At 60.9% G+C, this 24,253-nt stretch carries 22 protein-coding genes; 3 read left to right on the top strand and 19 right to left on the bottom strand.

The window, feature by feature from the left end:
- Nucleotides 1-63: 63 nt before the first annotated feature.
- The 13 genes from IL252_RS14600 to IL252_RS14540 form a co-directional block, all read right to left on the bottom strand.
- Nucleotides 64-633, bottom strand: coding sequence for a molecular chaperone (locus IL252_RS14600; RefSeq protein WP_208628601.1), 570 nt, complete (start codon nucleotides 631-633; stop codon nucleotides 64-66).
- Nucleotides 626-1,954 (bottom strand): NrfD/PsrC family molybdoenzyme membrane anchor subunit, encoded by a 1,329-nt coding sequence (gene nrfD, locus IL252_RS14595; RefSeq protein ID WP_208628600.1) that lies wholly within the window; start codon nucleotides 1,952-1,954, stop codon nucleotides 626-628. The genes IL252_RS14600 and nrfD overlap by 8 nt, the downstream gene beginning before the upstream one ends.
- Nucleotides 1,954-2,727 (bottom strand): sulfate reduction electron transfer complex DsrMKJOP subunit DsrO, encoded by a 774-nt coding sequence (gene dsrO / locus IL252_RS14590; RefSeq protein ID WP_208628599.1) that lies wholly within the window; start codon nucleotides 2,725-2,727, stop codon nucleotides 1,954-1,956. The genes nrfD and dsrO overlap by 1 nt, the downstream gene beginning before the upstream one ends.
- A 2-nt stretch (nucleotides 2,728-2,729) precedes the next feature.
- Nucleotides 2,730-5,240: a molybdopterin-dependent oxidoreductase gene (locus IL252_RS14585; protein WP_208628598.1), complete on the bottom strand. Its 2,511-nt coding sequence runs from the start codon at nucleotides 5,238-5,240 to the stop codon at nucleotides 2,730-2,732.
- Nucleotides 5,233-5,472: a 4Fe-4S ferredoxin N-terminal domain-containing protein gene (locus tag IL252_RS14580; protein ID WP_153555106.1), complete on the bottom strand. Its 240-nt coding sequence runs from the start codon at nucleotides 5,470-5,472 to the stop codon at nucleotides 5,233-5,235. The genes IL252_RS14585 and IL252_RS14580 overlap by 8 nt, the downstream gene beginning before the upstream one ends.
- 305 nt (nucleotides 5,473-5,777) lie before the next feature.
- Nucleotides 5,778-6,446: a helix-turn-helix domain-containing protein gene (locus IL252_RS14575; RefSeq protein WP_153555002.1), complete on the bottom strand. Its 669-nt coding sequence runs from the start codon at nucleotides 6,444-6,446 to the stop codon at nucleotides 5,778-5,780.
- Nucleotides 6,447-6,612: 166 nt separating this feature from the next.
- Nucleotides 6,613-7,614: a GTP 3',8-cyclase MoaA gene (gene moaA, locus IL252_RS14570; protein WP_208628597.1), complete on the bottom strand. Its 1,002-nt coding sequence runs from the start codon at nucleotides 7,612-7,614 to the stop codon at nucleotides 6,613-6,615.
- Between the two features lie 36 nt (nucleotides 7,615-7,650).
- Complete coding sequence (locus tag IL252_RS14565; protein WP_208628596.1) at nucleotides 7,651-8,040, bottom strand: hypothetical protein; 390 nt, start codon at nucleotides 8,038-8,040, stop codon at nucleotides 7,651-7,653.
- 113 nt (nucleotides 8,041-8,153) lie between these two features.
- The gene (locus IL252_RS14560; protein ID WP_208628595.1) at nucleotides 8,154-9,128 is read right to left on the bottom strand and encodes a PLP-dependent cysteine synthase family protein; all 975 of its coding nucleotides are present in this window, start codon (nucleotides 9,126-9,128) and stop codon (nucleotides 8,154-8,156) included.
- An 82-nt stretch (nucleotides 9,129-9,210) separates the two neighbouring features.
- Nucleotides 9,211-11,001 (bottom strand): hypothetical protein, encoded by a 1,791-nt coding sequence (locus IL252_RS14555; RefSeq protein WP_208628594.1) that lies wholly within the window; start codon nucleotides 10,999-11,001, stop codon nucleotides 9,211-9,213.
- Between the two features lie 105 nt (nucleotides 11,002-11,106).
- A complete protein-coding gene (locus IL252_RS14550; protein WP_208628593.1) occupies nucleotides 11,107-11,469 on the bottom strand; it encodes a hypothetical protein in 363 nt (120 codons plus the stop codon).
- A gap of 184 nt (nucleotides 11,470-11,653) precedes the next feature.
- Entirely contained in the window at nucleotides 11,654-12,289 is a 636-nt protein-coding gene (locus IL252_RS14545; RefSeq protein ID WP_208628592.1) for an IS6 family transposase, read from the bottom strand.
- A 192-nt stretch (nucleotides 12,290-12,481) separates the two neighbouring features.
- Nucleotides 12,482-12,682: a ribbon-helix-helix protein, CopG family gene (locus tag IL252_RS14540; protein WP_208628591.1), complete on the bottom strand. Its 201-nt coding sequence runs from the start codon at nucleotides 12,680-12,682 to the stop codon at nucleotides 12,482-12,484.
- A 224-nt stretch (nucleotides 12,683-12,906) separates the two neighbouring features.
- Here IL252_RS14540 and IL252_RS14535 point away from each other — a divergent pair, with 224 nt between their 5' ends.
- A complete protein-coding gene (locus IL252_RS14535; protein WP_208628590.1) occupies nucleotides 12,907-13,263 on the top strand; it encodes a hypothetical protein in 357 nt (118 codons plus the stop codon).
- Nucleotides 13,264-14,145: 882 nt separating this feature from the next.
- Here the strand turns inward: IL252_RS14535 and IL252_RS14530 are convergent.
- A complete protein-coding gene (locus tag IL252_RS14530) occupies nucleotides 14,146-14,391 on the bottom strand; it encodes a glutaredoxin family protein (RefSeq protein WP_208628589.1) in 246 nt (81 codons plus the stop codon).
- Between the two features lie 137 nt (nucleotides 14,392-14,528).
- Here IL252_RS14530 and IL252_RS14525 point away from each other — a divergent pair, with 137 nt between their 5' ends.
- Nucleotides 14,529-15,251, top strand: a complete 723-nt coding sequence (locus IL252_RS14525; RefSeq protein ID WP_208628588.1) for a PP2C family serine/threonine-protein phosphatase — start codon at nucleotides 14,529-14,531, stop codon at nucleotides 15,249-15,251.
- A 199-nt stretch (nucleotides 15,252-15,450) separates the two neighbouring features.
- On the opposite strand, the gene IL252_RS14520 is transcribed toward IL252_RS14525, so the two are convergent.
- The 4 genes from IL252_RS14520 to IL252_RS14505 all read right to left on the bottom strand — a co-directional run bounded on the left by IL252_RS14520 (nucleotide 15,451) and on the right by IL252_RS14505 (nucleotide 19,584).
- The gene (locus tag IL252_RS14520) at nucleotides 15,451-17,520 is read right to left on the bottom strand and encodes a hypothetical protein (RefSeq protein ID WP_208628587.1); all 2,070 of its coding nucleotides are present in this window, start codon (nucleotides 17,518-17,520) and stop codon (nucleotides 15,451-15,453) included.
- A gap of 2 nt (nucleotides 17,521-17,522) precedes the next feature.
- Nucleotides 17,523-18,065, bottom strand: coding sequence for a hypothetical protein (locus IL252_RS14515; RefSeq protein ID WP_244257225.1), 543 nt, complete (start codon nucleotides 18,063-18,065; stop codon nucleotides 17,523-17,525).
- Nucleotides 18,066-18,283: 218 nt separating this feature from the next.
- The gene (locus tag IL252_RS14510) at nucleotides 18,284-18,436 is read right to left on the bottom strand and encodes a hypothetical protein (RefSeq protein WP_208628586.1); all 153 of its coding nucleotides are present in this window, start codon (nucleotides 18,434-18,436) and stop codon (nucleotides 18,284-18,286) included.
- 5 nt (nucleotides 18,437-18,441) lie between these two features.
- Entirely contained in the window at nucleotides 18,442-19,584 is a 1,143-nt protein-coding gene (locus tag IL252_RS14505; protein ID WP_208628585.1) for a serine/threonine-protein kinase, read from the bottom strand.
- 377 nt (nucleotides 19,585-19,961) lie between these two features.
- Between IL252_RS14505 and IL252_RS14500 the strand changes: the two genes are divergently transcribed.
- On the top strand, nucleotides 19,962-22,784 hold the full coding sequence (locus IL252_RS14500) for a HEAT repeat domain-containing protein (RefSeq protein ID WP_208628584.1): 2,823 nt from the start codon (nucleotides 19,962-19,964) through the stop codon (nucleotides 22,782-22,784).
- A 1-nt stretch (nucleotide 22,785) separates the two neighbouring features.
- Here IL252_RS14500 and IL252_RS14495 read toward each other — a convergent pair whose 3' ends face one another.
- Complete coding sequence (locus IL252_RS14495) at nucleotides 22,786-24,234, bottom strand: protein kinase (protein ID WP_208628583.1); 1,449 nt, start codon at nucleotides 24,232-24,234, stop codon at nucleotides 22,786-22,788.
- Nucleotides 24,235-24,253: the final 19 nt, after the last annotated feature.

Here is a 24,253-nt window from a genome sequence, read left to right as displayed (position 1 = left end):
GACCCTGCGAGGGACGCCGTCGTCCGTCGCGGAGGGTGACATCGACGGTGCGCTACTGGCGGGTCACCGAGTGAGGACTTCGATCGTTCGCTCGATTATCGCCCGGTAGAACGGCCCCGGATCGTTCTCCCGGAGTCGCGCCGCGAACGGTTCGATCCACGTGCGCGGGTGTTCGTCGAGGAACTGCTCCAGCGTGTCGTCGTCCTCTGTGGCGGCGAGGTAGGCGGCGAATTCGAGTTCCGTCGCGATGTGGTCTGGGGGTGCCGATCTCGAGTCCCGCAACTCCAGTCCGTACTCGGCGTACCAGCGCGCAACCGCCTGTGTCGCCGGCCCGTACACCGGACCGACGCTCTGCTCGTCGTCGTGGTCGCCGTCCCGATAGACGCTCTCGTAGGGCGGACACTGTTCGGGGCCGGGGCCGATGAACAGTCGCGTGTACTCGACACGCAGCTCGTCCAGATCGACGGCTGCCTCGCTCTCGTCGAGCCACGCGATCGCATCCGACTCGACGGCGGTACGCAGTTCCTCTGACGGTTCGCGCCAGCACACCGCCAGGGTGCCCAGCGTGTCGGCTGTCGGCAGTCTCGTCTCTCCCGCCGGGTCGTCGACCGCCGTCGCGGTGTCGTCAGTCACACCCGCCACCTCCGCCGTCTGGGGCGTATCTCTCCTGCTCGGTCTGTCGCTGGAGCGGGACGTATCGGAGCCCGACGGTGACGATCAGTGCGCCGAATGCGACGATACCTGCGGTCACCACCAGCTCGATCACCGTCGGCGTGTACGCCCCCGTCGTGGCCCAGATATCCGTCGTGACACCCGCGTACTCGCCGCCCAGCGAGATGCCCGGCGCGGCGTCGATGTTCACGCTCTCGTAGCCGGTGAACACCAGCCGAACCCCTTCGAACAGGGTGCCGAACACGGCGAGTACGCCCGCGACGAATATCACGGACAGTCGCTTCCTGAGTTGCGGTGTCGCCAACAGCACCAGCGGTAGCGCCCCGCCGACGCCGGTCCAGAGCCAGAAGTAGATCGAGTCTCCGATGAGGAACTCGCTGGTGATCGCCCAGAAGCCGAAGTGGTCTGCCCACGCGTGTGGCAGGCGCTCGGCAGCCAGGAGGTAGACGACGTGAAACGCCAGGAAGATACCCAGCATCTTCCCCAGACTCGTCAGCTCGTCCCGATCGGCGTCGAAGCCCGTGTAGCGGTCTGCCAGTATCGAGACCACGAGCAGGAGCCCCAGTCCGGAGACGAGCGCCTTGGCGATGAACACCGGTGCGACCAGCGGGCTGAACCAATCACCGCGGCCGACCTGCGTCGCGAAGATCCAGCCGGTCACGGAGTGGAGCATCACTGCCGTCGGCAACGCGACCGCGGCGGTCCAGAACAGCAGCTTCCGGTCCCGATCCCGGCCGGCCTGCGTGTCCTCGGCCCCGAAGGCCAGTCGCGATCCGCGGGCGGCGAGGTCTCGCCGGGTGAGCAACCAGAGGTACCAGACGTTCAACACGCCGTACAGGACGACGATCCCGAAGTCCCAGACCATCGGCGAACGAAAGTCCGGCGACGTGAAGAACTGATACAGCCGCTCTGGGCGGCCGATGTCGGGTAGGATGAGCAGTCCCGCGACGATGATACAGGCCAGACTCACGAGCACACCGAGCCGTGCGAACCCCTCGTATCGGTCCGAGTGGAAGAACTTCGGCGCGCTCGAGATGATGAGCCCGCCCGCCGACAGCCCGACGAACATCACGAACAGCATGATGTACAGCCCCCAAGAGAACACGTTCCGCATCCCGGTCACGACCAGCCCCTGCTGGAGCTGGTACGCCCACGCTCCGAGTCCGGCGACCAGGAGCACGCCCAGGAGGCCGAGCCAGACCTTCGAAACGACCCCGAACGAGGACAACACGGGGCTGCGGGCCGTCGACGTCGCCGATCTCTCGGTCACTTCACCACTCATCAGTCGTCACCCCACACTGGATCGGCAGTGGCTCCTTGCATCGACTTCTCGCTGTCGGGATCGCCGGCCTCCTCGGCCGTCGGCTGTTCGTCGAGTTCCGATTCGAGTTCTTTGCCCTTCCAGGGCCGACCGGGTGACATCTCACCTTGGATATAGTACGTTTTCGGATCGGTGCCCTTCTCGTCGAGCAGTTGATTGGTATCGTACTCGGCGACGTACTGTGAGACGGTGCTCCCATCGTCGTCGAGGTCCCCGAAGATTCGGGCATCGGCGGGACAGTTTACGACACACGCCGGATCGAGACCCTCCTCGACGCGGTGGCTACAGAACGTACACTTCTCGACGACGCCCTGGGGTCGTTCTTCGACGTCTCCAGTCCCCTCTTCTGGGAGGTGCTGTGGTTCGTCCCAGTTGAACACCCGAGCGTTGTAGGGACACGCAGCCATGCAGTACCGGCACCCGATGCACTTGTCGTAGTCGATCTCCACGATGCCGTCGTCGCGCTTGTACGTCGCGTTGACTGGACAGACCTTCACGCAGGGTGCGTTCTCGCAGTGCTGACAGGCCGTCGGCTGATAGCTCATTTCCAACGTTCCGTCGTCTCCATCTTCTGGATACGAGCCTTCGGGTGTGTCGATGTGGTCGCCACCGACGGTCAGCACGCGGTTCCAGGCCTGTCCCATCGGGACGTTGTTCTCCTGCTTACAGCTCATCGCACAGGAGTGACAGCCGATACAGCGCTCCTGATCGATTACGAGTCCGTAGTTTGTCATTACTAATCACCTCCAGCCGAACTGCCAGCCGTACCGCGTGGATTGTCTTGCGTGTACTGGTTAGACTGGTACTCCTCAGCTGCGGGTTCGACTTCTACTCTGCAATCGTAGAAGGCGAATGTGCGTCCGACTTTTGCAGTCTCCGCGGAGATCGGATCCTGGTAGTGACCTTCAACGAAGTCCTCTGCCCACCATCCTTGGTCCGTGTTCACGAGCCCAGGACGAATCCCCTTGTTGTACTTCGCACGAACTACTACCGAGCCACGGTCGTTGTGGACGCGCACGTAATCCCCATCTGAAATGCCTCGACGCTTGGCGTCTTTCGGATGGATGTCAAGCTGTGGCTCTCGGTTGACCTCTCTGAGCCACGGGACATTCGCCCACTGGGAGTGGATCCGCCACTTCGAATGTTTTTGCATGAACACCAGTGGGTACTCATCCTGTTTTTCCCAGTTGTCGTCGGTTCTGGCTTCCAATGGTTCCGGAACTTCGAGCGAGACTCCCTCGTCGGGCAGTCCCGGCCCCTTCTCAGTTGGCGCGTCATCGTCGTACACCGTGATTCGACCGGATTCTGTTCCGAACTCGTCGGTGTACGCGACATCCGGAGTTTCGTCAGTCGCGACGGTTCCGTTCTCTCGAAGCGCCTCCCACGAGAGTCGTTCGTCGTTCTGTACGAACCTGTCGAGCACTTCGTGTTTGTCGTCGGGGAATTTGTTCCCGTGGCCGAGTCGCTCGGCTAATCCTGCCATGATGTAGTAGTCGTCACGGGCCTCCCAGAGTGGTTCGTGGGCCTGCTGCCGGTAACTAAGATTGGGGTGAGTGTACGTCGTGAGCAAGTCTTCAGTTTCGAACCAGTGAGCGGCTGGCAGGATGATATCTGCTTGCTGCGTAGTCGGCGTATGGTACATGTCCGCCCACACGATGGTGTCGAGGTTCTCCATCGCGTTTAGCCAGCGGTCCCTGTCTGGGAACTGGTTCCCGAGCATGTTCGAGTTCATCCCATAGAGGAACCGGGGTTGAGCGGGGCCACCGTCTTCCAGTAGGTCGAGGACGCGTTGGTACCCATACGTCTCGACACCGACCGCATCGTCTGGACTTCCCCAATCACCTGTCTGAAGGTAAGAGCCGTTGTACGATGGGTGCTGTGCGTGAATGTTTCCGTGACGGCCGTAGTCGCCGGTCAGTGCCAGCAGCGTCGCGTAGGCCTGTCCGAACACGTGTCCGTACAGGTACCGACCAACACCGTAGCTCGGCATAATTCCGCCTGCGCCACGAGTAGCTAACCAGTCGGCTGCCGTCTCGATGTCTTCAGTCGTCAGTCCGGCGATATCAGCCACCTTGTCCGGCGGATAGTTCGCGGCTTGCTCACGGAGCGCCACTAGCCCGGGTCGGACAGTCGTCCCGTCGATGGACCACTCGCCCGTGAGCGCGAATGGACCTCCAGTTTCAGCGCCGACAACCTCTGGTTCGCCAGTTTCCTCGTTCATCACGACGACTGCGTCATCGGCAGGATCGTCGACGACCCGGGCTGGGTCAAGAAGTGTTCCGTCTTCAGTACTGACGAGTGCTGGTGCGTTTGTCCGCTGCCGGAGGAATGACTTGTCGTAAACCTCGTTCTCGAAGATGTAGTGCATCATCGAGAGGGCGAGGTGCGTGTCTTTCCCCGGGCGGATCGGTAACCAGAGGTCCGATTTCTCCGCCGTGTTCGTGTACATGGGGTCGACGACGACAAGCTTCGCGCCGTTGCGCTTGGCTTCGAGGACCCACTCGGCGTCCATCTGGAACTGACTCGCGAAGATGTCTGACCCCCAGATGATGATCGTTCTGGCGTTGACCCAGTCTTCGGCGGTGTTCGTCGGTGGCATGAAGACGCCACCTTCGCCGGTGACTCGGTTGAAGCCCTGGCCGACGTTAGTGTCGATCCCGAAGACGAAACTGTCCTGAATGCCACCGACTAGTTGTTTCAGGCGACCGAAGCCAGTCGTCCCACCGTCACCCGAACCGGAGTGCCAAAAAATGCCTTCCGGGCCGTGTTCGTCCTTGGTGGTCTGTATCTGTTCAGCCACTAGGTCGAGTGCTTCGTCCCAACTGATTCGCTTGAAGCTTGCGTCTTCACCGCGCTTGCCGGGCTGGGGGTTATCTGGCGACCAACTGGCGCGTTTCATCGGATACTTCAACCGTTTCGCGTTGTACACCCGCTGTAAGTGTGAGATGCCCAGCGTACAGCCACGCTTGAAGTCAGTCGCAGCAGGTACCTGCTGCTCAACTTTCTTCACCTGTCCATCTCGTACGTAAACGTCCAGCGGACACTTCCCGCGGCAGTTCGGCGAACAGGCAGTCTTCACGACTTGGTCCTCACCGAGGAAGCTGGTGACCTGGTTGACGGCTTCTCCCGAGTCGTCGGCGGGTTGGAGCGTCGAGAGCACGCTGTCCGCGCCGCCGAGTCCGACCGCGGCGACGGCACCGCTTTTCAGAACGTCCCGGCGAGAGGCCGTGAACTCGTCGTCAGTCATCGAATCCCTCCGGTTTCGTGGGTCGCTCGTCCGTTCCGAACTCTGCTTTGACCTCCTCGTGATACTTCTCGTGGAACTCCTCCTCGGTTAGCTCACCGTTCGTGATCTTGATGGCGTCTTCGGCCATCCGCTTCCCGAGATCCGGGTCGTATCCACACCCGTCGAGGATCTCGTCGGCAACCTCGTCCCACTCTGGTATCGGCTCGTGGGCTGGTTGCGATTCTTTTGTCATACGTTTCAATATCGCCCGCTCTCGTCGATATCCCTTCTTGTGAATTATGAAGGGATTCAAGTAGGGGGTGCTGTCGACATCGTCGTCGAGCGGGACGTGTCGCGTCTCGTCGGCCGCCGAGATCACTCTCGCCGTTTGACAGAACTCGTCGCCTCGGACTGCCGAAATGCGTCACAAACGAAGGCTTGGCGGTGTTGGTCGTCGTCGCTCGACCGGTGCAATCTTTATACTGCCGGCTGTAACTTCGTGAGGATCTTCGCCACCCCGGGGTGGCGAAATCGTTCACAGACGTACAGCCGGCCGTATTAGTTGGTGGTCGCGTTCGCAAATGCCCCGACGGTAAGCGTCGACTCTACGGCGTTCAAACGCTGCGAGCACGCCGACTTCGAGATGTCGAGATCGTCGGCCAGCTCTTCCAGCGACGTTTCGCGTGGCGTCGCGTAGTAGCCGGCGGCGACGGCCCGCGTAACGGCCTCACGCTGCTTTTCCGTAACGTCGTCGAGAGCGAGTGTGACGGTCTGTCCGCTCGTCTCGTCCGTACCCGTGTCGATTCGTTTCAGCTGTCGCAGATGCAACTCACTCGTTACGTCCCTCAACGACTCGACTAACTCGGTGAGCCGGTTCCTGTCGGGCAGATACGTCTCGACGCGGACCGACTCCTCGGTGACGTCGACGATCTCCGGGATACAGTCGAACGCACCGAAGACAGCACAGAAACAGGCTCCGTCGACCTCACTCGCCGAGTGAACGATGTCCGCCTCCTCGCAACCCGGAGACGCGGGAGCCTCCTCCGACTGAATCGTCATCTCGGTCTGACACTGGTCGTGTAGTAACTGCTGTCGTACCTCGACGACGTCGCCGTCGGCGTCTTCGAACTCGTCGAGCGGACAGTCACTGTCGAGCACGGGTCTGATATCGAAGGCGACATACAGATCCCGGCCGTCGTCTCGCTGTTTTGTCGTGGTACCTTGCATATCCAATAGGTGTATCTACAGCCAACGCAGGTATACGAACCCGGCTGGTTCTCACTCACTGAGAACGAACGGGTGACGTTGACGTATCTGATACCGTCGCCGTCTGTCGGTTCGCAGCTCGCGATCTCGCTGCTCTAAATTTTCGAAACAGTGACGGCCGATAGTATCAATCTGAGGAACCGATTGCAGCAGTCGTCTCGACGTACTTTTCGTTGCGCACCCAGTCGCCATCTTCCTCGACGAGGTACTCTCCGTAGTACGGGACGCGGTTGCTCACCGTTTCGACGAACGCCTCGCGGATCTCGGCCCGAGACATGTCCCGGATCGATTCGTGATCGTCACGTCGGTTGAGACAGCCCCGCAGCCGACCGTCGTGGGTCACGCGGATGCGATGACAGTTCGCACAGAACTGCGGGTTCTCTACGGGATCGACGATCTCGACCACACCCGTGCTCTCGGAGTCCGGTGATTGCACGTGGTACCGCCGTCGATCGTGCATCTCGCGGGTCTCGACGAAGTCGGCGCGGTCCTCCAACCAGCCGTGGACGCGGTCGATGTCGATCGCCCACTCTGGGTGGCCGGCGAGCTCGGGCATGTACTCGACGAGCTGGAGCCGGAGCCCGTCGCGCTCGGCGACGTGGTCGACCATCTCTGGGACGTAGCCAGCGGTCGGCTCGAAGACGACCATGTTCAGCTTCACCGGCGATAGCCCGGCATCAAGTGCGGCCTCGACGCCTTCGAGAACTGTCTCGTAGGTACCACTCTGAGTGAGATCGGCAAACGCCTCTCGGTCCATCGCGTCTTGCGAGACGTTGACGCGGTCGAGACCGGCGTCCACGAGGGCCTGCGCGCGGCCCGGGAGGAAGGTCCCGTTGGTCGTCATCGAGACCTCCATCTCGTCCGGGGCCTGGCGGACGATCGCCTCCAGATCCGAGCGCAACATCGGCTCCCCGCCGGTGAGCTTCACGGCGTCGACGCCGAACTCGCGGACGACGCCGAGGAACCGACGGATCTCCTCGGCCGAAAGCTCGTCCTCGCGTGGTGTTGCCGGTCCTCGCGTCTCTCCCAGTCCCTCGTTGTGACAGTACACACAGTCGAAGTTACAGCGGTCCGTGAGCGAGACACGAACCTCCGTCACTGCCCGCCCAAAGTCGTCCTGAAGGACCATACTGTCGCTTTCTCACACGGCCTGAAAACACCCCGTTCAGTTCTCACGCATCGATAACGGGACGGCGGGACAACAGAAGTGGACTGTGTCACAGATGAATGTGCTCTCGTTCGTGGATGTTGCCGGCAGCGGCAGTGCGCGGTCGGAGAGCGTCTCGATCACGTCCTGCTCGGAGACGCCAGGTTCGTTCTGTAGCCGGATCGCTTCGATCATGAGTTCCTTCGACTCGGCGTCGGTGCTGTGGCCGATCTGTCGCCACGCCGAGAACATCGCGTCGACGACCGGGGCGAAGTCCTCGTGTCCGAGTGCATCGGAGACCAGTCGCTCGATCGCCTCTTTGTCGCGGATGTCGTTTTTCGACTTCATCGCCTGGGCGTCGGAGTACAGCTCGTCGGGGATGTTGATCTGCGTTCGGTCATCTCCCACGTTTTCACCTCCATTGAGAGTGGGGTGCAGTCGTGTGACCAAAATGGACCGGGTTTTGGTCGTTTACGTCGTCTAGCAGTGTTTGCGAAACTGGTAACTATATCTATCAATTACTACTGGCTGTTGTCCGTTTGCGGGACAAGACGGTCGAAGTATTGTTCTGCACCATCACAAGCGATGAGAATAACTGTTGCATCACCATTTTTAGTTGCAATGTCTTTTGCGACACTCAGTGCTGCACCCGACGACGTTCCAATCAGAAGGCCATCGTCCCGTGCAGCGCGGCGAGAGTTCTCTATAGCTTCATTGTCCCCGACAGAAACAATTTTGTCGATATAGTTGAACCACATCGTTGGTGCTTTTTTACCTTTCCCCAGTCCTTCAATAGTTGTATCATACTCAACGGGAGATTTATCGTAAAACACTGTACTTATGTTAGACTTCTCTGCATCAACACCAACTATTGTAACTTCTTCATCGACCTCTTTAATGTATTTTGCAATCCCGGATAGCGTTCCACCCGTACCCATCGGACAGACAATATGTGTAATGTCGTCTGCCTGCTGCCAAAGTTCCGGGCCTGTCCACTTCTCGTGAACTTCTGGGTTGAGCTGGTTTTGGTACTGGTTGAGGAAGACCCCATCTCGCTCTTGGGCGATTCGTTCTGCCTCTGTTCTGTAGTGGTTCGGTTCGTCTGAGTCAACAGGTGGGCAGGTGACCAATTCAGCACCTAATGCTCTTATATACGCTTTTTTCTGTTTGCTGGTCGTCTCCGGTGTCGTAATCACGCTCTTGTATCCGAGTCGGTTACAGACCATTGCGACCGCGCCGGCAGTATTTCCCGAGGAGGCCTCGACGATCGTGTCGTCGGCATTGATCTGCCCCCGTTCTTGCATCTCAAGGATCATCCCGAGTGCCACTCGATCTTTCATCGACCGCGTTGGGTTCTCCATCTCCAGCTTGACGTGAATATTTCCAGAGGTATCACTCGGATATTTAATCAGAGGTGTATTTCCGGTTAGGGATAGTACCGGATCACCAACTTCATATGGCGATGATCCAGCTTCATTCGTAAAGTGTCGATACATATTATGTATTGACCCTATGACCGGTTTTTAAATAATGCATTGGTTTGATATGGGTGATAGAATCGATACTGATCGCCTATATTCAAACCACCGGGTCATCCTCGTTCTGCACACTATGTATTCCGACCAGATTGCGATGGAGACGGTTTAGATCCCGGAGCGTCAGGCAGTCAGAGTTCTCGAAGCAGTCACCGACGAGCCGATTCGATAAGACGAACTCTGACCCGCTGACACGGATCAGATCATTGACTGTCATATTATCCCCTGGATCCGCTGTCATCCGAAGGTAGAGATCCTTCGCTTTCGGCTTGATACTCTGAGGTAAAACCGCACCTGCGACCTGGATCAGCCCGTTCTTAATACGATATTTGCGTGGTCGTTGCATTGTTTGGGACCTTCGGTCTACGGTTGCCGGTTTCGTTCCAGAATATAGCGGAATGTCAAGTAACGAGGGCTCCATATTCTCAATCATTCGGATCTGGAACGTGTCCTTCTCTCTGTACTTCATCGGGACATTAAGCAATGGATCATGTAATCTCTTCATTAAGAACGGGGCAATATAGTACCCAAACTCATTGAAGAAATTGACTCCACCCGCTGCAATACGAACCTTTAGAAACATCTTCGTTTGTGCAAAAGTGGCAAGTGATGCTCCTTGGTCTGGATACTCAACTGGAGAGTGATCTAGTGCTGATCGTATACTTTCTTCAATATATCTATGATATTCTGGATAGCAATTAAACATGGGCTCAGTAGCAAAGTCCCGAATGTAATCTTCTACCAGATCTTCGAACGAATATGGATCATCGTCTCGAGCCCAAATCTTCGAATTGGTGAACGTTGGACCGTATCCAGAAATTTGTAGGTCCGGGTACGGGGTTATTCCGCCGTTCATTTCAGAGATAAGTGCTTCGGGGAGACCGTACGTCGTGTACTTGAAACCGTACTGCTGAAACCCTTCCTGCATCTTTTCTTGGCTGTGTGGATGGTCACCAGACCAGTCCATCTCATAAAATGGGAGATTGAACCTCGATGCGAGCTGAGCTGCAACCTCACGATCACGCCTCTTTGTGTTCGTCAACTTGCTATTTCCAACGCCATAGACGATTTGTGGCTTGATTCCCTGTTGAAATAGCGAAGCAAGGATCGTTCTAGAATCGAGACCGCCGGTCGCACTAACTGCAAGTGAATCAATGCCGTCGAAGTGTGAGAAGACGTCGTCGACCCGCAACTGATATCGCTCGACAGCTTCCTCGACAGAGTTATATCCACCAACACTATCGATTCCCAAGTCGAGTGATTCACTTGATACCACACCTGACTCTGGATCCATCTTCAATAGTTGCGAACCGTACAGCCGCTTGATATCGTTGAAAAGCGTCTGTTCACCTGTCGACCGAGGTTGTGCCGAGTGTGCAAGCACCCCCATTTGTTCCACAGCAGATGTCGGGATGAGTTCTGCAGCAACGTGAAGTGAGTTTGTGACTACTGGGTGTGATGTACTATAATATAGTCGATATGCACCGTGTGGATCAGTGAATGCCGTAATCTGGCCGTCGTGCTGAATTGCTATCGCATAATGTCCAATCACACTCTCCCGTGCTGCAGCGAGCCCTTCGCCAACGAATTTGTCGTAGAAGTCTTTGAGAGCTGCTTCGCCAAGCGAACCGTTCGAAATGATTGTTCCAGCTACACATATCCAGTCATCTCCAAAATCAATAAAATTTACATTATCAATCGCTCGCTTCCCATACGTGCGAAGATAATAGCGGTTTTCTTTCTTAGCCCCAGTAACCTGCAGTCCTGCTTTTTCACAGACTTCATATGCCCTTTCGTCAGAGTTGCGATCAAAAGAGAGGTGCCATCGTGCCATTTGTCGATTACACGATTTCGGCACTTATATATCCTTTATTTGACTCTATTAGGTTCTCCATGAGGATTATGCGATCATGCTCAGGTCAGAGGGTGTGCGGATTCATCATCCAGACTTCCACCCGCTTTCATCGACGGTGTAGTAGCGTCGAGCAGGGCCACTCCGACCGTTGTCGGCGATCATATTATAGCTTTTCAGCGAGTTGAGCATCCGGCGTCGTGTCGAACCCGAGTTCGGGCTTCCGGTGCGATTCTCGTACTCGGCGCGCAGCTCGGAGCCGCTGATCTCCCCTGCCGCCTGGACGATATCGAGCAGGAGTCGCTTGTGCGTCCCGAGGTTTCCCTTGGCGTCCTCGAAGAGCGATTCCTGGGCGGCGCGGCTGTGTTGGTCGAGATCGTCGACGCCGATCTGATCGAGTCCTCCGGCGGCGGTGTCCCGGTCGAGAGTGACGAGGCCGGTTGGTTCCACGAACTTGCCGATCGGGCAGTGTGAGTTTAACCAACACTGGCGGGATCCAGCGGGTGGATGCACTACTGACGCCTGAAATTGTGTCGCTTCAGAAGAGTGAGCTGGCTGACCTTGAGGAAGACCTCCTGTGAGCATAGGTTCTCGCATAGTTCCAAGAGCGATTACTCACCAGTAAGGGTCGTGTTCAGATTAGCTGATTCCATGCGAAGCTGAATGATCTGAGCCAGTCGTCAGCTGTGTCTGGATCGACGTGGCTAAAACAGTTTGAGAACGAAGAGGTTCGTCTTTTCACTTCACGAAAGACACGTTCGACGCTATTCCGATTTCCATGCTTTTGGTATTTGAAATCGAGACCGTGACGTGAACACGCGTATTTCAACGGAGTCGCACCATCGACGAGAAACACGGCATCGTCGACGTCGTGTTTCTCGCGCAACTCGGCAAAGAATGCGTAAGAAATAGCGTTCGTACGCGTCGGCTCAAGCTTTGTATGTAGCAATTCGCTTGAGCCAGGATCGACGGCGGCGTACAGCCAGTACTGTTCATCGTCGATTCGGATCACCGTCTCGTCGACCGCAACCTGATCCGGAGATCGGCCAGATTCTGGCTGTAGCTCGGCCTTGTGAACCCAATTATGAACAGTAGATCGAGCACGTTCGACACCAAATATTTCAAGAACTGAAACAGTATTCGAAAGCGATAATCTAGCAAGATGCAACTGAATACTGAATTTCATCAGAAATCGTGGTGTCGCTTCTCGTTCAACAAACTCTAAGTCGATCTCGTCTAAATTCCCGATGAGGCGGTCGTTTTCGGGCATAGACAACTTAGAAAACGAACCGCCTCACTCTTCATCCTTATCTGAACACGACCCCAGTAAGAGGGAAAATGACTATTATTTCCTTTTGAGCGTGTCATAGAGCTCTTCACACACTATAGTCAGTCTGGTTACTGTTATAGCAGATTATTAGCTTAGAACTACGTGCACTTGGTGCACGTAGTTCAAAATCAGTTAGAGAGTGCCTTTTCGTTTCCGAATAATGACTTCTCGCACCCGTTCAACGTGGTTCGTCTCGGATTGAACGAATGCTGTGAGGATGGCTTCGACGATCTCGGAGCGGCTGGCTCCGAGATCGTCACACTCATCGACCAGTTCATCCACTTCTCGCACGATTTCCTCGTCAACAGCGACGCCGAACTTCTCTTTCGCCATAGCTAAAACCATCTAAAAACAGCGTGCACCAAGTGTACGGCGGTTTCAATTTGTCTAAGCTGATTCACCAAGCCATGTGAACTCTTCTATGACACGCTCTTTTGGTTAATGTCTATAATGTTCCTAGAATATAGATTAAAATAGTACTTCATTACACAACTGGAAATGTGAGTGAAAACTCCACTGCAGAAATTGATCGTCGGACAGTGCTCAAACGAGGCGCTATGGCCGCGACCGGACTCACTGTCGGCGCAGCAACCCTCTCTGGCCAGGCAGCGGCAGAAGAGAGAACGCCGGACCCCAGTGAGGTATGTGTGAATACGGATGGTAGTATCGTGATCAGCGGCCACGGTCACTACGAGATCATATTCAATGCCAAAGAGGTTGAAGCGCAGGTAGAAGGGTCCACTGATGGGAATACCGTCTTCGAAGACGAGGACGGGGAAACATATCTCCTCGCAGGTCAGGTTGACGGTGAACCAAATGTGGGCGAGCACGCCTACTACACGTTCGAAATGTCGAGGGGAGATGCACAAATCGATGTCGACGACGGCGTTGAAGTAGAGTTCAACTGTTACTGAGTGCAGCGATCCACTCGCTGGATGCACTGCACCCTCGCTTTTTTCGGCACCTCACACAGATTATCTAGTTGCTGCAGACGTTCATACTCCTGTAAGTGGAGATAGCATCTTCATTTCTGCTTGACGACACCACGATCCCACGTACGCCCAGCGAACAGTCGCTTCGACGTAGATCCGACAGAATGGGTGTAGCGAGAACGATTCGATGATGCGCCGTTCAGACCGAAATCGCCAGACTGCGGCCGATCCGTTCACTTCCGTTCGTCACCCCGTACTGCCGACGAAAGCGTTTCACGAGGTCTTTCGACGATGAACCTGGTCACAAGTGCCGCGTTCAGTTCACTTCGCTCCGTTGATATACCGGTGCCCGGCGTCGGCCGTCTATGAGCGCAGCGGCACAGTCCACGACGCTGTCGATCGGAATTCATGCGGCGGGAGTACTCGATCCCGTACTCGTTGGCCAGGCATAGTCGGGCATGCGATCCCCTCGACGATCGCACTTCAGTTGACTGCTCTCACGCCCGTCGACAGGATGATGTTCGTGTCTGTTCGGATGCTTGCCAGCCTTCTGGTGTTCATGTGGGTGTACATCACTCGTGGCAGTCTTTCGCTCGGTGAACAGCTGTTCTACGGTAGGCAAACAGTGTCGTCGTCTTCGAGGAAAACAGGATGGCCGGAGAGCTGTATTCACCTTCAGACGACACATTTACTCTGTGGCGCTCTCGACGACTACGTCGCCGACCGTTCCTCTGTTGCCGGAGATATTCGCGCGACAGAGTCCTGTCTGGTAGAGAAACCGAGGAACGCTAGCCGGGCGAACGCCACCGTGTACCTTCCCACACAAAAACCGACCAGTCCGCTGGCCGGATCGAGCGCGAGCGGTCAGGCCACCAGCTTCTGTCGTAGCTCCCGTTCGTCGACGCGGAACTTGAACGCCGGTCGGCCGTCGACGAGCACGTAGGGGACGCGATCGCCGTACTCCTCGCCCAGCGACGCCTTGTCGACGTCGACGACTTCGATGTCGACCGACCGAGCCACCGACTGTGTCACCGTCCGTATCGTCTGGAGTGCGTCCTCACAGAGGTGACATCCCTCCCGGGTGTACACCGTCACTGTCGTGTCCGCCATCGTCTCGGTGTTGGTCCAGCAGCGTGAAAACCGATGCGATGGCCCGGCCACCGAACCGTCGTCCCCTCGCCCGGCAGTACAGTTATCTGCGACGCGTGATAACCGATCGGTCACGATCCGTTCGTCGCAGTTCAACTATGATCTCTTACTGTCACAGCAACGTCGGCCAGCAACGTACCGAAAACGAGGATGCGTCTCGCTGTGCGTCGCTCGACGACGGGCGCGAACTCGTCGTCGTCGCCGACGGTATGGGAGGCCACCCGAAGGGTGCCGAGGCGAGTGCAACGGCCGTCGAGCGGCTGTTCGAAACGGTCACGTCGGAGACGCCAGAGGACGCCGACCGGCCGGCGGACTTGCTCGAACGCGGCTTCCGGGCCGCACACGACGCCGTGACCGACCTCGCGGCGGGCGAGCGCAAGACGCCGGGGACGACGCTCGTCGCTGCACTCGTCGCGGACGACACCGCGACGATCGCCAACGTCGGGGACAGCCGCGCCTACTACGTCGACGAGGAACTCCGGCAGGTAACCACCGACCAATCACAGGTCCAGGAACTCGTCGAGGCGGGCGAGATCACGCCAGAAGAGGCCTCGAACCACCCGATGAGTCACGTGCTGTCCCAGGCGATCGGGACCGCCGACGACCTCGATGTCGACCTGTACACACAGTCGATCTCGGAGGGGTGGCTCCTGCTCTGTACGGACGGGCTCACCGACCCCGTTCCGGAGGACACCATCGAGGCGACCTGTCTCGACGCCACGTCGCTCGAAGCCGCGGGGACGGATCTGATCCGGGAAGCCAACGATCGAGGCGGACCGGACAACGTCACCGTCGGTCTCTGTCGAACCGACACGGCGTAGCCACACGTGGTGTCCGCTTCGTCGCCGCGTCGGGGACTGCACCCGCCCGCCGGCCGCGTCTGCCGGGCAGTTCGCGGCCCCGGAGTGGCGAACACCTCCCACTCACGGAACCAGTCTCGTACGGATGGTTGTCGATCTTTCCCCGATCGACTGCACGCAGTCGTGCGGTCAACCGGGAAAACGGTGACAGCAATCCGTCTCAGTCGACGACGAAACAGAGCCCGTCGGCGGCGTTGGGGTAGCCAGTTTCGCCGTAGCCGTCGTCGGCCAGTCGTTCGAAGGCGGCCCGCACGATGTGTGGGCCGAAGTCGTGTTCGTCGACGACCGCGTGGTGCTGGACGACTTCGGTCATCGGGTCGTCGACGTAGTCGTTTCGCAGGACCTCGATGCAGTCGGCGACGCGCTCGCTGTCCACCGCACGCGTGAACAGATCGACGTTCTCGGAGACGAGGCGGTCGTTCCGGTCGTAGAGCAACTCGTTGGACTGGATGTCGACCAGACAGACGCTCACCTGCTGGTCGAACCGGGACCGGGCGGCGTCCTCGTTCTGGACGAACGCTTCCACGTCGTCGGTCCAGCCGGTGGGTGAGGCGATGCCGATCAGGTGGGTCGTGTCGTTCGACTCGGCGCGGGCGACCGTCTCGTTGACGACATCGATGAGGTCGTCGAGGCCGGCGGGTCGCGCGTCGAAGCCGTTCGCGGCGAAGGCTTCGAGGTTGGCGGCGACGACGGCCTCGACGACCAGCTTCGTCTCCGAGAACGCGACGAACTTGTTCGTCCGCACGCGGTAGGTCGAGAACCGGCCGACCGGGTACCGGTCGACCGTGGTCTCGTCGTCCAGTACGTCTGCGACGATCGATCGATGGTCACCGGTGAAGTGTCGCCGTCGGTCCTCCCAGAACCCCTCCGGGATCTCGAAGCGCTCGCCACCGGGGAGTGTCAGGTGGCTCGCCTCCTCGACGGAGGTCTCGAACCGCGTGACGTAGTCCATCTCGTACAGCCGCGCCACTTCCGCGCGGATCGCCTTCCCGTCGGGCTCCTCGCGCTGGCTCCGGACGGACTCGGCGATCTCACTGACGCGGTCGTCCAGCTCGTCGACCTGGTCGACCCGCTGTTCGGCCGTCGCGACCCGCTCTTCGAGGTCGCCAAACTCCTGGTCCAGTCGATCCCCGGTCGTCTCCAGGCGCTCGCGTTCGTTCCGTAGCCGCTGGATCTCGGCGCTGAGATCGCCTTTCCGCTCCGAGAGGCGTTCGAGCTCGTCTTCGAGCAGCGACGCGGCTTTCGACGCGGCCTCGTCCTGTAGCTCCTGGCGGGTCTCCTCGCGGGCCGCCTCTAGCTGGTCGATCTGGGCTTCGAGATCGTCTTCCAGCGTCGAGATCGTGTCGAGCTTCTCCGAGATCTCCCGTCTGTCCGCGGAGCGTTGTTCCGAGAGGGTCGCGATCTGGTCTTTGATCTCGTCGAGTTCGCCTTCGACGGCGTTTGCGTCGACGCCGCCGGTCGCCATCTCCGACTGGAGGCGGCTCATCTCGGTCCGGAGGGCTCGCTCTTGATCCCGGAGGCTGTGGTGGATCGTCTCCGAGAGCGACTCCAGTTCGTCCCGGACCGTCGCTTCGACGGCCTCTCGCTCGGATTTCGCGTCCCGGGCCGCTTTCGCGGCACTGACGATACCTTCGATGGTGTTCGGGAGCCCGTGGTGTTTGATGTAGAGGAAGACGGCCTCGTCGGCCAGTTCGAAGAACTCCTCGAACTCCTGCTGGAAGTACGAGATCGTCGCCCCGCGGATCTCGTTCGACGACGTGTCCAGCAGCGACTCTCTGAGGTCGGCCTGGGCCTCGAGCTCCTCGGTGACGAACTCGTGGACCTTCCCGTCCTTGTTCTTGATGTTGGTCTCCAGGTTCTCCTCGTCGATCTGCTTGAACTTCCGTCGGAAGTCGTCGAACTGCCTGACGAACTCGCGTTCTCCCGCCTCGAACTGGTCGACGAACCCCTTCGACTCGGGGTCAGTCTCGGACGCTTCCTCGATCGCAGTCGCCAGGAGCAACTTCGCGGCCTCGAAGGAGGCAAGCTCGTTTTCCTTCGTCGCCTCGGGGATCGACTCCCGGTGTTCGGGGTAGAAGTCCCACTCGTACTCCTCTTTGTTCTGTTCGAGCTGGTTGTACAGGTCTCGTCGGCGCTGTGCCGAGTAGTTCGCTAGTTCGACCAGGTCCTTCTGCAAGACCTGGTGGGCCGGATACGTCAGCTCCTCGCGCTTGTCTTTGATCGTTCCCATTGTTAGGCAATCATGTACCCGATCTCTTCTTCGATGAACTCGCGGAGAAACTCCGGTGCCTCTCCGAAACCGTCGATGACGACGTGGAGTCGGACCGCGTTCTGTTCTCGTTCTCGGATGTCGTACTGGATCTCGGCTCGTCCCTTCTTCGTGTAGACGGCCCAGAGACTCTCGCCGTCGGCCGTCGACCCCTGGTCGACGGCCTTTCGCTTTTTCATGATCGACTCCATCGCCCACTCGACGCGTTCGGCATCGACGTCGTCGAACGTCTCGTCGATCGTCGCCTGGACCTGCGTCGCCTCGGTGTCGACGCGGTTCAGTTCGTACGCCGACAGCTCCTCTTCTGGCACTTTCGCCGCCAGCTGGTCGTACAGTTCGTCGATGTCGACGTCTCGCACGACGCGAGACATGCCGTCGAGGGACTCGATCGTCCCGTCCTCCCAGTTGTCGAGCAGGTACTCCGCGCGCTTTCGCTCGCGCTCGTCTTCGTAGTCGACGACGACGAGGTGCGCACCGTCCTCGCTCATCTCGGCGCTGCCCTCCACTGATCCGGGTGCTCCGTCGCGACGCCGGCTGGCGTCGACCGACTCACACACCCATTCGTCGCGTCTCTCATCTCTCTGGTACAACGTTCCGTCTCCAACTATAAACAATTTCTCCACATTGGACACAATTGTCCGTCGGCCGGGAATCTGGGTGCGACGCGTCGGCTCCGACACCTTCGCGCTCACCCCGCTTCGCAGGCCGCTCGGTGGGTGTCACGTCACTCGCACAGGTCGATCACGTCGTCCAGCGTCCACTCGTCGTCGGCCACCTCGAAATCGAGCGACCAGTCGGGGAGGTACCGATCGTCGATTGCCAGTGCGTCTGCGACGGCGGCGAGATACTCGTCGGCCCGGCGCAAGTCACTCGACACGGCTGCTACGGCGTGTCGTCGACGAGATCGTCCAGCGCGTCGGCGAGGTAGATCGCCCGACTGTACCGCTCCGAGGGGGCCGGTGCGAGCGCGGTCTGGACGACCTCGTCGACCGACGACGGCAGTTCGGGGCGCAGTTCCGACGGCGGCGTCGGGAGCGACCGCTCGGCGACCGACTCGCCCTCGGCTCCTGTCGCCGTCGGCACCGCTCCGGTCAGCAGTTCGTAGAGCACTGCCCCGAGCTGATAGATGTCTGTCCGGTGGTCGAGTTCTCGGTCGGACTCGAACTGTTCGGGGGCGGCGTAGCGGGGATCGAGCGCCGCGGGATCGTCGCCGCTGCGCTGTGTCTTTGCGACGCCCCAGTCGCCGATCTTGGGGAGGTCCCAGACGCCCTCGGGCGTCGGGGCGAAGAGGACGTTTTGGGCCCGGAGATCGAAGTGCCGGACGCCGAGGTGGTGGACGTCGGCGAGGGTCTCGGCCAGCACGCTCGCGATCCACAGCCCCTCGTCGATCGCGAGTCCGTCGTCGGCGGTCTGGAGGCGCTGGCGCAGGTCGCCGCCGGTCAGACGCTCCATCGCGATCCAGGGCCGCGGTACCTTCCCCCAGTCGACGACGCTGACGACGTGGGGGTGGTCGTCACACTGGCCCCACAGCTTCGCCGCTTCGACGAACTGGTCGATCGTCGCTCTGGCCAGCGTCCCCTCGTCGGACAGGCGCTTGACCGCGAGCTCCGCGTCCGGGGACGATTCGACCGTCGCCGCCCTGACCTCTGCGAAGCCGCCGTCGCCGACGCGCTCGCCGATCGTCAGCTCGCTGTAGGTGACCGACTCGGGCAGCGGCGGCTCGACCGGCTCGGGCACCTTCTCGGCGGGTCTGGCGACCGTCGCCGCGGCGTCGGGCTCGTCGTTCGCTGCGGTGTCTGAGTTCTGTGGCTCGGCGGTCTTCCGTGAGACTGTCTCGTCGATCCCGACCGCCAGGTGACACTCGCCCTCGTGGATCTCGGTCGAGTAGACCCCGACGACCGCCTGGCCGCCTTCGCCCGCCAGGCTGTGGACGAGCACCGGCTCGGACTCGACCGTCGTCGTCCCGAAGTCCGTCGAGAACTGCTCTGTCGTCGTCACGAACCGCGGCGGCTCGTCGTCCGTCATCGCGCGCTCCGCTGGAAGCTGGCGGTTCCGACGAGGCCTGTTCCGCACGATGTTTGGACCATTCTGTCGTCGCCACTGTTTCCGTGCCACCGTCTCAACTCTTGTGCTTCGCGGAGAGTTCTAGTTTTAACATCCGTCCACTGGTCACTCTGACCATGGCTGCTGACTTCGAAGCTATCGACGCCGGGAGGCGCGTCGGGATCTCGGTCCTCACCGTCGATGGGGTGACCGATGTCACCGAGGAGTGATACTACCGGCTGTACATCTGTGACCGATTTCGCCACCCCGGGGTGGCGAAGATCTTCACGAAGTGACAGCCGGCAGTATGAGCCGTTCGGCGACTGTCGAACGGCCCCTAGCGAGCGGAGGGGCGACTCGTGAGCGACACCGACGAGGGCGAGGTCGAACTCGACGAGGCTCGCGCGTTCCTCGCGACGCTGCCCGACGACCCGGCTGCGTACACCGAGGCCGACCGGTCGCGCATCGAGGAGCTGCTGCTGTCGGACAACCACGGCGTCGTCCACGTCACGGCGCAACTGGTCCGGGAGGCGACGGCACGGGACCCAGAGGCAATGGCACCGCTGGTACAACCGCTGATCGACGCGATCGTTCACACCGACCGGATCAGCCGTCCACCCTTGGTGGGTGCGATCGCGGAGTTCGATCGCACACGAGTCGCGGCGGCAGAGCCAGCGTTCGACCGGACGCCGGTCGCGCGAGCCGATCCCGTCGGTCAGTACCACCGAACGCTGGCCGACTCCGAAAACGAGGAGCTCGCCCGCTCGAAGCGGGCGGCCGCACTCGCCGCGATCTACGACCTCTTTCCCCAGCAAGTCCGGGACACGGTCCCCACGCTGCTCGACTGTCTGGAACCGACCGAGGACGATCTCGGACTGCTCTGTGAAGCCGCCGGGAAGGCGCTGGGGACGATCGCGGGCAAAGACGAGCAGGTGCGCGCGCAGGTCGTAGAACGATTCGAGCGCGAACTCGACCGCGGCGCGCTCCCGAACAAAGGGGTGGTGTACGGCGTGCGGAACCTCGTGATCTGCCGCTCGGACTCGGGGGCGTCGCTCGTCGAGCCGCTGGTCGAGGCGACGATGCAAAGCGGCGTCGAGAGCGCGGTCTCCGAGGCGTCCCGCTGGCACGTCGTCGGCGCACTCGAGACGATCGCCGAGGACCGGCCGGCGCTCCTCGATCCCCACGTAGACCGGCTCACGCTGCTCCTGACGGACGACGAGTCGATGGTCAGGAAGGGGGCGATCGACCTGTTCGGGACGCTCGGCGAGACGGAGCCGGCCGTCCTCGAACGCGTTACCGACGACCTCGTAGCCGCCGCCGACGATTCTGATCCGAAGATACGCCGAACGGTCGTGACCGCCCTCGCGCCCCTGGAGTCCCGACTGGCCGAGGCAGCCGAGCGCGCGACACGCGCGCACCTCTCGGCGCTGTCGTCGGCACCGGACTTCGAGAAGAGCACGGTGCTTGGCGAGCTGGGCCGGCTGGCCGAGCACTGTCCAGACCTGGTCGTCGACGGGCTGGACGGGATGGTCGACCACCTCGACCACCAGTCCTGGGCCACCAGATCGAGTGCGGCCTCTGCCATCGGTCGACTCGGCAGCGAACGCCCAGCGGCCGTTCGACCGCTGATCGACCAGCACGCCACGGGAGCGGTCGTTTCGGCCGGGACGGCTCCCCACCTCGATCTCCTCGACGACGCGGAGGAATCGGTCCGGGCGGACGCCGTCGACGCCCTCGGACGGATCGGCGCGGCCGATCGCGAACTGGTCGACGCCGTGCTCCCCGCCGTTCTCGCGGCCGTCGACGACGGCGACCCACACGTCGAGCAACGAGGGCTCCAGGCGCTCGGCCAGATCGGCGAGGCCCATCCCGACGTGGTGACCGACGATCACGTCTCGTCGGTCGTCACTCGGCTGGGACACGTAAGCGCAATGGTCAGGGCGGCCGCGGCCGAGGCGATCGGCGCGTTCGCCGAGGGCGGTCGCACGCTCCGCGCTGCGCGTGATCCGCTCGTCGACCTGCTCGACGACTACTACCCCAGTCCCCGCGTCGAAGCCTGTGGGGCGCTCGCAGCGCTCGGCGCGGCGTCGGCGGCCGAGCAGATTGCGCCACTCCGCACGCACTACGACGACGACGTGCGGGCGGCTGCCCAGGCCGCACTCGCGGCGCTCGACTACGACCCCGACGGTTCGACCGAGCGGGATGCGGAGTCGCCGGCCGACGCGGCCTCCGGTTCGGAGCGCCCGGCGGGGGCACGGTCCGAGGCGACCGATCACCGGGTCCGCGACGAGCAGTCGGCGACCACCAGCGAGTCCGCTTCGACGGCGATACCGACCGGCCAGCCGACACAGGCCCCGTCGCTGTCGCTGGACTACGGCGACGTGGAGACCGGCCGAGTCGTCGGCCGTGGCGGCAACGCGATCGTCCGGGAGGGGACAGTCGAGATCGACGGCGAGTCGCGGACGGTCGCCGTCAAAGAGCCCGTCACGGAGGGGACACAGACGGCCGACGACATCGCCGCCTTCGAGCGCGAGGCGCGGCAGTGGGAACGACTCTCCGACCGGGCTCACGTCGTCGGCGTCATCGACTGGGACGTCGAGCCTCTCCCCTGGATCGCCCTGGAGTACATGGACGGAGGATCGCTGGCGGACAGGGTCGGCGCGTGTGACGACCGCCAGGCGCTGTGGATCTGTGAGCGCGTCGCAAAGGCGGTTCGACACGACCAGACCGGGATGGCACACCTCGATCTCAAACCCGCGAACATCCTCTTCGAGTCGACGCCCGAGGGCGTCTGGGACGTGCCGAAGGTCGCCGACTGGGGAATCGCCCGACTGCTGAACGAGCACGGCGCGACTGCCGGCGGGATGACCGCGACGTACGCGGCACCGGAACAGTTCGATCCCGACACCTACGGGACGCCCGACAGCAAGACGGATATCTACCAGCTCGGGGTCGTCCTCTACGAACTCCTCGTCGGGGAGCCTCCCTTCACCGGTTCCGACGTGGCCGTGATGCAGAGCGTTCTGTCCGAGGACCCCCAACTACCGGGCCAGCGAGTCGACGCTCTCCCGGACGGAATCGACGACACCGTCGAAACGGCCCTCGCCAGGGAGCCCGAGCACCGATTCGAGACGATCGAACGGCTGCAGTCGCGGCTGCAGGCCCACCTCGACGAGCTGTAGCTCAGAGCTGTGCCCGGAGCTGGGACTGGAGGCGCTCGACGGTACTGAACCGCTCCGCTGGCTCCTTTCGCAGCGCCTTCATCACGGCGTCACTGACGGCCTGCGGGACGCGATCGTCGACCGCCGCCGGTGGCTCGGGCTCCTCGGTGAGGATCGCGTTCATCAGCGCGACGCTGTTGCCCTCGAAGGGCGGCCGGCCGGTCAGTACCTCGTACATGAGGACGCCGAGCTGGTAGATGTCCGTCTTGCTGCTGGGGTCGCCGAACTCCTCGGCGTCGAACTGCTCGGGTGCGGCGTAGGTCGGCGACATGCCCTCGACGGTCGGCTGGTGTTCTTCGAGCGTGCGTGCCAGCCCCCAGTCGGCGATCTTCGGCACGTCCCAGCTCCCCTCGCCGGTCCGGCGAAACAGGACGTTCTCGGGCTTGAGATCCAGGTGGAGGACGCCCGTCTGGTCGTGGCGAACTCCCTGCGCGATCCGTTCACACGTCCAGACGGCCTGCTCGATGGAAAACTCCGAGAGCCGCTCGCGCAGCGTGCCGCCGTCCATGTACTCCATGGCGATCCAGGGCTTGGGCTGTGTCCCGCTGTCGACGACGCCGACGACGTGGTCCCGGGGCGACAGCAACGACCACGTCTCCGCCTCCTGCTCGAAGTCCTCGATCACCGACGACGTGATCGTCCCCTCGAAGTTCGGTACCTTCAGCGCGACCGTCGTCGGCTCACCGTCGACGCGGTACTGTGCCTCGTGAACGACGCCGCTGCCCCCGTGTCCGAGTTGCTCCTCGATCTCGAAATCGGCGTACGCCAGCTCCTCTCGGGCCGGACTCTGCACGCTCGCCACGTCGGGCACTTTCGAGGCCGTCTCGACCGTCGTCGCAGTAGAGGACTGCGCGTCGGCCGACGCCTCGGTGGCCGCCGTCGATTCGGTCTCTTCGGTGTTCTCGGCCGCCGATTCCGTCTCGGCCGTCGACGCCGACTCGCTGCTCGCTTCGTCCGGCGACGCGTCGGTCGTTTGCTGTCCTCCCGCCTGCTCTGTGTCCTGGCCTGCTGTCGCTTCCGTCCGTCTCTCTCCTTCGAGGGCATCCGCTTCCGTCGCCTCGCTCGACTGTCCCTCGTCCGAGCCGAAGGCGGCTGCACACGTCCGGAGTCCGGACTGAAGCTCCGCCAGCCCGGCGTTTGCCGCTTCGATCGTCCCGACGACGTCACCGGTCGTCACCGCGCCCTCTGCCGTCGGCTCGATGAGGTTCTCCTCTTCCAGCACTCGCAGCGAGTATCGGAGCTCGTGGTGGGGGTGGTCAAGCACTTCGGCGAGATCAGTGATCCCCGCGGGCTCCCGTTCGAGGACGGTTCGGAGCACGGTCAGATTCCGCCCGGTGAGCTCGGCCTCGCTCTCGACCGTTTCGAACATCTCCGTGAGCGTCGGCGTCTCCTCTTCCTCGGAATCAGTCATTATCACAGCATCCGCGTGC

The sequence above is a fragment of the Halomicrobium sp. IBSBa genome, from assembly GCF_017612575.1.
Lineage (GTDB): Archaea > Halobacteriota > Halobacteria > Halobacteriales > Haloarculaceae > Halomicrobium.
This window is presented reverse-complemented; position numbering and strand designations above follow the sequence as displayed.

What these genes read in the sequence shown, in the direction of transcription:
- nrfD (WP_208628600.1), bottom strand. Translation starts at nt 1,954, where the DNA reads ATGAGTGGTGAAGTGACCGAGAGATCGGCGACGTCGACGGCCCGCAGC.
- dsrO (WP_208628599.1), bottom strand. Translation starts at nt 2,727, where the DNA reads ATGACAAACTACGGACTCGTAATCGATCAGGAGCGCTGTATCGGCTGT.
- IL252_RS14585 (WP_208628598.1), bottom strand. Translation starts at nt 5,240, where the DNA reads ATGACTGACGACGAGTTCACGGCCTCTCGCCGGGACGTTCTGAAAAGC.
- IL252_RS14580 (WP_153555106.1), bottom strand. Translation starts at nt 5,472, where the DNA reads ATGACAAAAGAATCGCAACCAGCCCACGAGCCGATACCAGAGTGGGAC.
- IL252_RS14575 (WP_153555002.1), bottom strand. Translation starts at nt 6,446, where the DNA reads ATGCAAGGTACCACGACAAAACAGCGAGACGACGGCCGGGATCTGTAT.
- moaA (WP_208628597.1), bottom strand. Translation starts at nt 7,614, where the DNA reads ATGGTCCTTCAGGACGACTTTGGGCGGGCAGTGACGGAGGTTCGTGTC.
- IL252_RS14560 (WP_208628595.1), bottom strand. Translation starts at nt 9,128, where the DNA reads ATGTATCGACACTTTACGAATGAAGCTGGATCATCGCCATATGAAGTT.
- IL252_RS14555 (WP_208628594.1), bottom strand. Translation starts at nt 11,001, where the DNA reads ATGGCACGATGGCACCTCTCTTTTGATCGCAACTCTGACGAAAGGGCA.
- IL252_RS14545 (WP_208628592.1), bottom strand. Translation starts at nt 12,289, where the DNA reads ATGCCCGAAAACGACCGCCTCATCGGGAATTTAGACGAGATCGACTTA.
- IL252_RS14540 (WP_208628591.1), bottom strand. Translation starts at nt 12,682, where the DNA reads ATGGCGAAAGAGAAGTTCGGCGTCGCTGTTGACGAGGAAATCGTGCGA.
- IL252_RS14535 (WP_208628590.1), top strand. Translation starts at nt 12,907, where the DNA reads ATGGCCGCGACCGGACTCACTGTCGGCGCAGCAACCCTCTCTGGCCAG.
- IL252_RS14530 (WP_208628589.1), bottom strand. Translation starts at nt 14,391, where the DNA reads ATGGCGGACACGACAGTGACGGTGTACACCCGGGAGGGATGTCACCTC.
- IL252_RS14525 (WP_208628588.1), top strand. Translation starts at nt 14,529, where the DNA reads ATGATCTCTTACTGTCACAGCAACGTCGGCCAGCAACGTACCGAAAAC.
- IL252_RS14520 (WP_208628587.1), bottom strand. Translation starts at nt 17,520, where the DNA reads ATGGGAACGATCAAAGACAAGCGCGAGGAGCTGACGTATCCGGCCCAC.
- IL252_RS14505 (WP_208628585.1), bottom strand. Translation starts at nt 19,584, where the DNA reads ATGACGGACGACGAGCCGCCGCGGTTCGTGACGACGACAGAGCAGTTC.
- IL252_RS14495 (WP_208628583.1), bottom strand. Translation starts at nt 24,234, where the DNA reads ATGACTGATTCCGAGGAAGAGGAGACGCCGACGCTCACGGAGATGTTC.